The following is an 11,025-nucleotide window of genomic DNA, read 5'->3' on the forward strand; positions in this document are numbered from 1 at the left end:
GGTGTCCGGCTGAAAAAAACGGATGCGCCGCTGATCTTCGAGGGAAATCCGGCTGGCAGTGATATTGGCCACACACCCGCTCGCAAATTGGACCCGGACACTGGCAATGTCCACCTTATCCGTGAGAACGGGTACGCCGACGGCGTGGATTTGCTCGACCGGAGCATGTACGAAGCTGTGGATGATGTCCAAGTCGTGAATCATCAAGTCCAACACCACATCCACCTCTGTGCCCCGGTCGCGAAATGGGGTTAGGCGGTGGGATTCGATAAAAAGAGGAGTTCGAATCCTTTCCCGGGCAGCGAGGATGGCTGGGTTGAACCTTTCTAAATGTCCCACTTGCAAAAGGCGCCCATGTTTTTGGGCGGTGGCAATTAGATCTTCGGCTTCCCCAAGGGTTGATGATATTGGTTTTTCCAGCAACACATCGCTTCCGTTTTGTAAGAAGTCTTTGGCCACGCGATAGTGTTGGTCTGTTGGTACCACCACACTTACTGCGTCCACTCTCCCTAAAAGTCGACGATGATCGTCAAAGGCTGGGGCGCTTACTTTCTCAGCCCATACTTTGGCTCTTTCCAGGTTTAGGTCGACGAGGCCCGCAATTTCCACTCCGGGGATTTGGGCATATTTTTCCACATGGAATTTGCCCAGGTACCCGATTCCGACCACTCCCACCCTCAGTTTGCTTTGGGAAGACGACGACATTCTGCTTTTAAATTCCTATCAGGCAAAAATGATTCTTATTTGCTTCGCGAATGACCTTCTCGATATCGATGACAATCGTTTTTTGGGCATCTACCGCCAAAGCAGTGGCTCCGGCCTTTTTTAAAGTGCCAATGGTTGCCAGGCCAATTACGGGCAGATCCAGTCTAAGATCTTGTTGGGGTTTGACGACTTTAATCACGACGACATCCCCCTTCCCCAATTTTCCGCCCCGGCGGATGGCTTCGTCCGTTCCCTCGATGGCTTCGACAGCGAGGACCATCTGGTCTTTCACCACTATGCTCTGGCCCAGGTCAAGGCGACCCACCTTTTTGGCAATCCTCCATCCAAACTCGATATCGCGCTTTTCCCGTTCTGTGGGTTTTCTATCGGTCCAGCAGCCTCTCGGAGCCATGCTTTCCTGCAAAAAGGCAATCGGACTTTCCACTTTGATTCCTTCGCTTTCGATCTCCTTCGTAACGGCTCGTAAAATGGCATCATCCTTCTTGTCTGGAAGCTGGCCTAATATCTTGATCGCTCGCAGATCGGGCTGGGCGCGGGAAAAGAAATGCCGCTTGGAGATCCCACCCGCGAAAATCGCGCTTTGGGCCCCTTCTTGCAAAAGTAGGTCAATAATTTTACCCAGGGCACCGATTGGAACCCAATGAAGGGTATCGACATGGTATCGTAACTTTTTCTGGGTTTCGCCCAGATGTCCGATGGCCACTACCCGGTGACCTGCCGCTCGCATACTTTTGGCCAGAAGAATAGGAAGTTTACCGTTTCCGGCAATGAGGCCGATGGTTGGCTTCATCGACAGACGCCCCGTTTCGAACTTTTTAGAAAATCCAACAAATGCGTGATTTCTGGCAGGCGGGGAACGTCAGTTTCAACTTTTTCTATGGCCTTGTTCAGAATTAAATGCGAACGGAAAAGAATTCGATACGCCTGTTTTAAAGCAAAGAGGGTCGCTTCGGAAAAACGATGCCTCTTCAACCCCACCGTGTTTAACCCGAAAAGTTTAGCCCGGTTTCCCGCCGCGCACATGTAGGGAGGAATGTCTTTGGGGACGCCGGAAGCGCCTCCAATAATAGCATAGCACCCCACCCGCACGAACTGATGGATAGCCACGAGTCCCCCCACAATGGCAAAGTCCTCTACGTCGATATGGCCAGCCAGGGTGGAGGCATTGGCCATAATGACCTGATTGCCTACCTTGCAGTCATGGGCGATATGCGAATAGGCCATGATAAAATTTCCATGACCCAGTGTGGTGTTTCCCCCTCCTTCAACCGTGGCCCGGTGGATAGTTACAAATTCTCGAATAACGTTTTCATTCCCAATGGTCACCCGAGTGGGTTCCCCTCGATAGCGCATGTGTTGGGGTGCCGTTCCAATGGAAACGAAGGGAAATAGGTGGCACCGTTCTCCCACTTCGGTCCACCCTTCCACAACCACATGGGAATCAATCACAGTATCCTTCCCAATGCGCACGTTTTCGCCTATTAGGCTATAGGCCCCAATTTTTACGCCGGGAGCAATAGTTGCCCGGGGATGAACGATTGCTGTGGGATGAATATCCAAGGTTTACTCCTTAAAGCAATTAGGACGCAGATTTTCGCCGATAATCGCAGAAAAAGATTCTCTAAAAAAATCTTGATAATCTGTTTTAATCGGCGTCCAAAAAGATTTTTCTTTTCTTTGTCTCGTTTTATTCTTTGCCAATTTTTTCTTCGAGAGTCTTGATCTTTTTTTCCAGAGCCGCCAAAGCTCGCTTCATTTCCGGCAGTTTTTGGAAAACAGCTTGGGCCCTTAGCCATTCCCGATGGGGAAAAGCTAGAGTCCCAGATATCACTTGGCCCGGCGCCACGTCTTGGGCAACACCCGATTGCCCTCCGACCATCACCCCATCGCCGATCGTGATATGTCCGACTACCCCGACCTGTCCCCCCAAAGCCACGCGATTGCCTATCTTTGTACTTCCTGCAATACCTACCTGGGCCACGATAATCGTATCTTCCCCTACGGTTACATTATGCCCAATTTGGATCAGGTTGTCGGTCTTTACCCCCCTTTTAATCCAGGTCTTACCCATGGCGGCCCGATCGACTGCGCAGTTGGCTCCGATTTCCACCTCATCGTCCACTTGCACAATGCCCACCTGAGGAATCTTTACATAGCGGAATCCATCCCGGGCGAAACCGAACCCGTCGCTGCCAATGATGGTTCCCGCATGGACGATCACCCGCTTGCCGATGATACAGCGATCCATCACTACTACATTCGGGTAAAGGGCCGTTCCCTCTCCGACCCGGACCGATTCGCCGAGATAAACCCCGGGATAGAGAACGACCCGGTCATCAATCTGGCTTCCATTGCCGATGGAGACAAAAGGGTAAATGGAAACATCTCGTCCAATTTTTACGTCTCGGCCGATATGGGAACGAGGATCGATCCCTTTGGGAAATGGGGTTTGAAAAGAGAAAAAAGCCTGGATCTTGGCATAGGCCAGATAAGGATTCGGGGTGCGAATTAACGGTTTGGGGAAAGAAGGGAGAGATGAAGGTACAATCACGGCTGAAGCTCTCGTTTTTTCCAATCGGGGAATGGATTTAAGCTCGGCCAGAAAGCTGATTTCTCCTTCTTTGGCCTCCTCGAGGCTGGCCATGCCCGTGATTTCCAGAGTGCCGTCGCCCTCGACCGTACCCCCCACTAATGTTGCCAATTCTTCCAGCGTAGCTTTCTTCATGGTATCTCTTTTAGTGCCGCTCATTTCTGTTTCTGGTCTATCCGCTTAATCACTTCTTCAGTCAAATCCAGGGAGTTGGAAATGAAGAGGATGGTCGGTTGATTTTTTTCCAGGATGACGGTATATTTTCCTTCTTCACCCATTTGCTTGATAATCACCTCCACGTTTTTCAGGATACGCTCCGTAAATTCCCGGTCTTTCCTGCGCAGATCGTCCTCGTAATCCTTCTGCAAACGTTGCAGGTCGCGCAATTTCGTCTGGTAATCGCGGTCCTTTTCCCGGCGCACATTTTCACTCAGGACGGATCCCCGTTTCTCCAGGTCAACTTTGATTTTCTCCAGCTCCTTTTGCTTTCCGGCAAATACTTTTTGCATTTTTTCCACTTCCAGGGTCATTTGCCGTTTTGCTTCTTTACCGGCTTCGCAATAATTCAAGGCCTTCTGCATATCGACATAGGCAATTTTTAACGGCTCAACCGCAAAAGTGAGCGAAGTAAAAACCATCAGGAGTCCCCATGACAAAAATAAAATCCCAACCTTCTTCATTCTTCTCTCCTTGAAAATAATTTAATATTGTCAAAATCTAACCACAGAGGATTTCGCTGCGTTCTCTGTGGTTTCATACTTTCTCTTGTTTTTCATAAAAGTTTTTACTTTACCAAAATTTTTACCACAAACCTGAAAAAGAGAAATGGAAATAAGCATACCCCATTCCTTCAGTCTTTCAATCCTGATGACTTTTTACGAGATCATCAATCCCCGGTCTAAAAAAACGTCCCGATAGCGAAATCCCACCCATGCCGCCGCTCATCTTCTTTAGGACTTAGGTTGTAACCCCATTCTAACCTCAGGGGGCCAACCGGAGAGATCCAGCGGATTCCTACCCCGGCACTGGTCCGCAATTTATCCATCCTGTAAGGTTCCCCTATGTCGAAGGCATTCCCCGCATCGAAGAAAACAACCCCTTTCAGCTTGATCGACGTTATCAAAGGAAAGATCGCCTCAAAGTTGAAGAGCAATTCTTTGTCGCCCCCGATGACTTCTCCATTGGGAGCTTTGGGGCCGATCGTGTAGGCTTTGAACCCGCGAATGGTATGAATTCCCCCCAAGCGATAGCGCTCATACAAAGGAATCGTATGCCCCTCATTGCCCTGGAGGTACCCAATTCGGCCCCGCCCCATGAAGGTCATCTTCCAGAAGGGGGTAAAGAACCAAGCGGAATAGGCGGAGTATCTGGTGAAGAAATTGCTTCCCCCCAAAGGGCCTCCGGCATATTCCAAAGAGATCGTGTTGTCCGAGCCTTTGCTGGGATCAAGATAATGATCACGAGCATCCCGGCGTAAAGAAAGGGTCATGCTGCTGGTGGTGGATATTCCTACCTGTTCCCGGATAAGGATGGAAGAAGTCTCTTTCACGTTGCTGATATCAACTTCTTCATACTTGTAGGAAGTATACCCTCGCACTTCCTCAAGCAATGGGAATCCCAAACGGATTCCTCCACCTGTTTTTTTGACCGTATAATCGTCATATTCTCGCAGGGTGCTGTAAAGGTCAGCTCCTGCCGAAATGCGGGTGTCGAAGAGCCAGGGTTCGGTGAAGGATAAATTGTAATACTGCGCGAGGGAACCAAATTGGGCCGAAAAAGACAATCTTTGCCCGCGGCCAAAAAGGTTCCGCTGAGAAATTTGAATCATGGCCATGAGTTTGTCTATGGAGCTATACCCACCTCCCACGCTAAGCATACCTGTGGGTCCTTCTTCTACCTGTACGTTTATGTCCAGTTTATCGTCGGCACTTCCTTTCTTGGTGCTAATATTGACTGCTTTGAAATACCCTAAAAGGTCCAGGTTTTCCCGACTCTTCTTCAAGGCGCTTAGACCAAACAATTCTCCTTCCGCTGCCTGGAGTTCCCGGCGGATAACTTTGTCGCGGGTCTTGGTATTCCCCGTGATGCTGATTCGCTCGAAATAAACTTTACTTCTCGGCTGGATTTCGAAAGTCAAGTCCACCCAGTCATTTTCTTGATTGATTACGGTATGGGGACTGATGTCTACAAAGGCATAACCCTTATCGGCGTAATGATCGGTAAGCTGAGAAACAGTCTCTCGTACTTTATTGCGGTTGAGAATCTCACCCACATGAATATTAACTAACTTGAACAAATCTTCCTTGGGATCGATCAAATCCCCTTGCATATCCACCTTAGCCACTTTGAACTGGCGACCCTCTTCGATTGGAATCACAATATGGATATCTTGTTGGTCGTGAGTCACCTGGGGTTTGCCCACCTTGACTAGATAGAACCCCTTCTGAAGATAAAAACCCAAAATGGCATCCAGGTCCTTCTCTAAAATTTCTTCTTTATACGTCCCCGACTTGGTCAGCCAAGAAAAAAACCCCTTCTCCATGGTATCCGATAGGAGTTTTTTCAATTTTCCGTCCGTAAAATGGAGATTACCGGAAAATTTGATGGTCTTAATGCGGATCTTTTTATTCTCTTGGATTTTAAAATGGACGATCACTTCGCCTTTTTTGGGAGTCTCTAATTCATATTGTACTTCCGCGGCGTAATAGGCTTCATCGCGATATTTTTGCAAGATTTTATTGATGTTTTCTTTTACCGTGTTCAGGTTGAGGACGGTCCGCGGTTTAAGATCTATGACTTCTTGGAGTTCGCTTGTCTTGAGGGCTTTGTTGCCGCTAAATTGAATTTCTTTAATTACCGGTTTCTCTTCCACGATGAAAACAATAGCTTTCCCTCGATCCCAATCGCGCTTCTCCGCCCGGACGTCTCGGAAGTATCCCATTTCGTAAATATACTTCAAATCTTCGCGCACGGCTTGAGAAGAGAAAAAATCTCCGTCTTTACTTTTAATCTGGGCCCGGATGGCACTTTCTTCAATGGCATTATTTCCTTCGATGAAAACCTTGAAAATGATTTCTTTCTTCAATATTTTAAGATTTACTTCCCGGCTCAACCGGCTAGCCATTGATTCCAGGCTTTCTTCCCCTCTTCCCGCTGTAAAAACCGAAGCTGTTATCTTTTGTTGGTGAATGTCCAGGATGCGAGCATCCAAGCTTACAGATCCATTTACCCGGGTAACCGACCCGACAACGATGTAATCGGCATCGATTTTAGCCCCGATTTCACGAGCCACCTGTTCAGTAGTCTCTAACCGTCCAATCCGGGCCAAAATCTCCTGAATTTTCTTTTCCTCCACCACAATGATTCGCTCATCTTTGGCCAGTTCTTTGGAGAGGGCCTGGACCACTTGTTGCGACCAACCCTCGACCTTTTCTTGATCGGCAGCATAAATTCGGAAGGGAAGGATGCCGATCTTTACCAATTCTTGCCCTCTGGCTTGGCCAGTCAGGAAAGCGGTATACATCAGAAGACAAAAAAATACACCGGCCAGAACTCGCGTGCCCATTAATATCCGTTTTCCCCCTCAGCCCTCGGGCCAAGTTCTCCATTTTTCTTGCATCGTTCGCCGGGAGATCCATGGCCTCCCCCTTCCGCCTGTGGCTAATTCCCCCAAGAGGGATCAGCTGTTCTCATGCAGCTTCCCGTCTACTAAGAGGACCCGGCGGTTCATCCTAACGGCCAATGCGGGGTTATGAGTAACGACGATAATCGTAATTCCTTGTTCGCGGTTGATATGTACCAAAAGGTTATGCACTTCTTCCCCTGTTTTGGAATCCAGGTTTCCTGTTGGTTCATCAGCCAAAATTACTTGTGGATTCATCATCAAGGCTCTGGCTACCGCAACCCGTTGTTGTTCTCCTCCGGAGAGCTCGCCGGGCTTGTGCAGCAAGCGATCCCCTAACCCCAATTGGACCAAGATTCTTTCTCCGCTTTGGACCGCATCTTTATGGCCCATTCCTTGAATCAACCCAGGCATGATCGTATTTTCCAGAGCGGTAAATTCCGGAAGCAGGTGATGAAATTGAAAGACAAATCCGATGTAGCGGTTGCGGATTTCGGCTAAATCCGTTTCGCTCTGATCCAAAAGATCCAGGTCTTGAAAATAGACTTTTCCTTCTGTGGGGCGATCCAAGGCCCCCAGAATGTGTAACAAAGTACTCTTGCCCGCGCCGGAAGCTCCCTCGATCGCCAACATTTCCCCGGCCGTAATGGTGAGATCGATCCCTTTCAGGACTTCGATAATTTTCCCGCTCTTCCCGAAGATAAAAGATTTTTTCAGTCCTTGGACTTGGAAGAGCGGTTGGCTTCCTACCTTTGGGAATGGAATCAGACCAGACCCTCCTTTGCCGGGCTATCCCGGAAAACCCCCAACGCTTTCATTTTATTTTCCAGACGAAGGAGAAGGGAATTTTCCAGGATTTGCTTTACTTCGGGATGGCTTTCGATGATTTGATCGAAATCATTCTTCGCCAAGCGCAGCAACTCAGCCGCCTGCAATACTTTTACCGAGGCTGTACGCGGCCGCCCTGTTAGCAAAGAAATCTCTCCGAAAAAATCTCCTTCTTGTAGTTGGGCCAGCGTCAAGGGAGCCCCTTGGACATCCACCGTGAAAACTTCCACCTGCCCTGTTTTTATAATATATAAGGAATCACCCGGAGCCCCTTCCTCCAGGACTGTTGCTCCTACGGGAAATACTTCCATGTTAAACTTGCCTAAGATTTGCTTGCGCTCTTGGGGGGGGAAGGAACGAAACAAAGAGGAGGTGGCCAGGAGGGAATCTAAAACCCGTTCTTTGTAAAATTTGAATAACACTGCGGATACACTGGGAAATTCATGAATTATCTCTTCTAAATCCTGCTTGGTGATTTCTAAGACTTCGGTATCTACAACGGCCTCCACAGTAGCCGTCCGCCGGGAGTTGGAGAAAAATCCAAACTCTCCAAAAAAGTCCCCTTCTTTCAGTTCCGTAATAAAGATCTTCGCTCCGCTGGCATTGACCCGGAATATCCCTACTTTTCCATGGCTGACGATGAAAATCGAATCTCCGGAATCCCCTTCCTGACAAACCGCTGCACCTCGCGCATATTGTTTGGCCTGAATTTTCTCTATCACCCTGGCCAATTCTTCCTTCTTCAGGTCTGAAAAAAGTGGGACTACCGGTATCTCTTGTATCGCGCCCTCTGGTAAGGCTTTCCGTTCAATTTTTTCTTCTGCGGCCATTTCCTTTTTGGCGTAGAGTTCGGCTAATTGATCGTGGATTGTGGATTGAGAAGGATCCAACCGCAGGATGACTTTATTCACGGCGATTGCCTGGACCAGAAACCCGTTCTGAGAATATTTTCCGGAGGCATTCCGGTAAGCCTCCAGGGCTTCGGCCCGTTTCCCAATTTTTTCCAATAGGTCACCGATTTTGACCAGTAGGTAAAAATTCTTCGGCTCTTGAGTTACTTTTTTCTGCAAATCTTTCAATTCTTTTTCATACTTCCCCCCGGAAAACAAGCTATCTAAAAATCCAGCCATTTCGTCCTCCTTTAGTGGGAAAAGTTAGCTATTCTTCTATTCATAGCGTAAGGCCTCTGCTGGGTCGAGTTTGGCTGCCTCCCAGGAAGGATAAAGGGTAGCCAGAAAACTAATGCCAATCGCCGAAAAAGCGACCAGGAAGAAATCAATTATATTCATCTTCACCGGAAGGTGAGAAATATAATAGATATCGCTAGGAAGAGAGATGAACTGGTATTGGGCGAGGAGAACGCAAATGGTATAACCCGCAATGAGGCCCACGATAGTTCCCACTACGCCGATAATCAAGCCTTCAAAAATAAATATTCGCATAATCGATTTCCCCGTCGCTCCCATGGACTTCAAAACTGCAATATCCTTGTTTTTTTCCATTACGACCATGATCAGCGAGCTCACGATCCCGAAGGCGGCTACCAAGACGATGAGGACCAGGATAATAAACATCACTGTCCTCTCTAATTTCAGAGCGGCAAAAAGGCTTTTGTTCATCTGCATCCAGTCTTTGGTCCAAAACGGGAAACCCAGCTCTTTCTGAATTCTCTGGGCTATTTTTTTCACAGCATAGATATCTTTGACTTTGACTTCTACCCCCGAAACCGTATCTCCCATGGCCAGGAATTTTTGGGCGCTTTTGAGAGAAATATAGGCTAAGGAGGTGTCGTATTCGTACATCCCGGAGTCAAAAATGCCGGTGACGCGAAATTTTTTCATCGGGGGACTGCCCCCCATGGGGGCAAGAACACCCAGGGGGGATACCACCACCACGGTGTCATCGGGCAGGACTCCCAGATTTTGAGCGAGTTCTTTCCCGATGAAGATTCCGGGTTGGCCGGTGGAGTCTTCCTCTTTCTTCAGGTCATTTAACGAACCTTTTTTAAGGGTTTCCTGGATATTGATGACTCGCCCGGCTGTATCCGGGTCTATTCCCCTGAGAACAATTCCGTGGGCATTTGTCTCCGAGGTAAGCATGGCCTGGCTAAAAATGAAGGGGGTGGTAGCTACAATTCCTTCCACTCCCTGCACTTTCCGGATAATTTCCTTATAATCGCGCAGGGGAGACCCGTGTTGCATAATGACCAGGTGGGCGTTGGTTCCCAGAATTTTGGTTTTCAGATCTTCCACAAAACCGCTCATGACCGAGAGAACGATTACCAAAGCCATTACCCCCAGAGCGACGCCGGCCATGGATAGGATGGTGATCAATGAAATGAAGATTTGTTTCCTTTTGGCTTTTAGGTACCGAAGACTTATGTAAAGTTCATACCGCATAATCAACCACTTTAGATCCAGCAATCAGCCGATCAGGGATCGGCTCAATTTTTTTATTTCGTTCCGTTTTCCTAAAAGCCAATGGCTGCTACGAATCATTTCCCTGGGTTATCTGGGCGCAGCTGAGGGAAGAAGATCACATCACGGATGGAAGCTGAATTGGTAAAAATCATGGCTAAACGATCAATGCCAATTCCCTCGCCAGCGGCCGGAGGCATTCCATACTCCAGAGCCCGGAGGAAATCCTCATCGACCAAGCCGAACCCTTCTTCCCTTCCGTCCTTGGCTTTGGCCTGTTCCCTGAACCTTTCCCGCTGGTCCAGCGGGTCATTGAGTTCTGAAAAAGCGTTGGCGATCTCGCGGCCGAAGATATATAGCTCGAAACGGTCCACCATCTCTGGATGCTGTTCATTTCTTCGGGCCAAAGGGGAATCCTCGATCGGGTATTCGATGACAAAAGTGGGTTGAACCAAATGAGGCTCTACGACTTTCTCAAAGAGGTCGACCCAAACCTTTCCCAGAGGCTCATTTCCCGTAAGCTCCATTCCCAGCTTTCTCCCGTAAGGAAAAATTTTTCCCGGATCTCTCAGGTCTTCTTCCTTTAGCTCTCCATACATCAATAAACCCTGATGGAGGGTGAGGCGCTTCCAGGGAGGGGTAAAATCAAGATGGGTGCCTTGATATTCTAAAACCATACTCCCCTTGAGTTCCTGGGCTAAGGAGGAAAACATGATTTCAGACATCTCCATCAAGTCCCAATGGGTGGCATAAGCCTGATAAAATTCCAGCATGGTGAATTCCGGGTTGTGTTGAGTTGATAGGCCTTCGTTGCGAAAGTTCCGGTTGATCTCGAACACCCG

The 11,025-nt window shown here is 48.4% G+C and carries 10 protein-coding genes; all 10 read right to left on the reverse strand.

The window, feature by feature from the left end; genetic code table 11:
- Positions 1 to 669 (reverse strand): Gfo/Idh/MocA family oxidoreductase (locus Q7V48_08250; protein ID MDO9210726.1); only part of this gene is annotated, 669 nt, incomplete at its 3' end.
- A 43-nt stretch (positions 670 to 712) separates the two neighbouring features.
- On the reverse strand, positions 713 to 1,516 hold the full coding sequence (gene lpxI / locus Q7V48_08255; protein ID MDO9210727.1) for a UDP-2,3-diacylglucosamine diphosphatase LpxI: 804 nt from the start codon (positions 1,514 to 1,516) through the stop codon (positions 713 to 715).
- Positions 1,513 to 2,286, reverse strand: a complete 774-nt coding sequence (gene lpxA, locus Q7V48_08260) for an acyl-ACP--UDP-N-acetylglucosamine O-acyltransferase (GenBank protein ID MDO9210728.1) — start codon at positions 2,284 to 2,286, stop codon at positions 1,513 to 1,515. Before lpxA ends, lpxI begins: the two co-directional genes overlap by 4 nt.
- A gap of 127 nt (positions 2,287 to 2,413) precedes the next feature.
- Entirely contained in the window at positions 2,414 to 3,451 is a 1,038-nt protein-coding gene (lpxD, locus tag Q7V48_08265; GenBank protein MDO9210729.1) for a UDP-3-O-(3-hydroxymyristoyl)glucosamine N-acyltransferase, read from the reverse strand.
- A gap of 20 nt (positions 3,452 to 3,471) precedes the next feature.
- On the reverse strand, positions 3,472 to 3,996 hold the full coding sequence (locus Q7V48_08270; GenBank protein ID MDO9210730.1) for an OmpH family outer membrane protein: 525 nt from the start codon (positions 3,994 to 3,996) through the stop codon (positions 3,472 to 3,474).
- A 218-nt stretch (positions 3,997 to 4,214) separates the two neighbouring features.
- Positions 4,215 to 6,881, reverse strand: coding sequence for an outer membrane protein assembly factor BamA (gene bamA / locus Q7V48_08275; protein ID MDO9210731.1), 2,667 nt, complete (start codon positions 6,879 to 6,881; stop codon positions 4,215 to 4,217).
- 114 nt (positions 6,882 to 6,995) lie between these two features.
- On the reverse strand, positions 6,996 to 7,655 hold the full coding sequence (locus Q7V48_08280) for an ABC transporter ATP-binding protein (GenBank protein ID MDO9210732.1): 660 nt from the start codon (positions 7,653 to 7,655) through the stop codon (positions 6,996 to 6,998).
- A 47-nt stretch (positions 7,656 to 7,702) separates the two neighbouring features.
- Positions 7,703 to 8,896 (reverse strand): cyclic nucleotide-binding domain-containing protein, encoded by a 1,194-nt coding sequence (locus tag Q7V48_08285; protein MDO9210733.1) that lies wholly within the window; start codon positions 8,894 to 8,896, stop codon positions 7,703 to 7,705.
- A gap of 36 nt (positions 8,897 to 8,932) precedes the next feature.
- Entirely contained in the window at positions 8,933 to 10,165 is a 1,233-nt protein-coding gene (locus Q7V48_08290; GenBank protein MDO9210734.1) for a lipoprotein-releasing ABC transporter permease subunit, read from the reverse strand.
- A gap of 95 nt (positions 10,166 to 10,260) precedes the next feature.
- On the reverse strand, positions 10,261 to 11,025 hold a 765-nt coding region (locus tag Q7V48_08295), incomplete at its 5' end, for an amino acid--tRNA ligase-related protein (protein MDO9210735.1).

It is taken from the genome of Deltaproteobacteria bacterium (assembly GCA_030654105.1).
Taxonomy (GTDB): domain Bacteria; phylum Desulfobacterota; class SM23-61; order SM23-61; family SM23-61; genus JAHJQK01.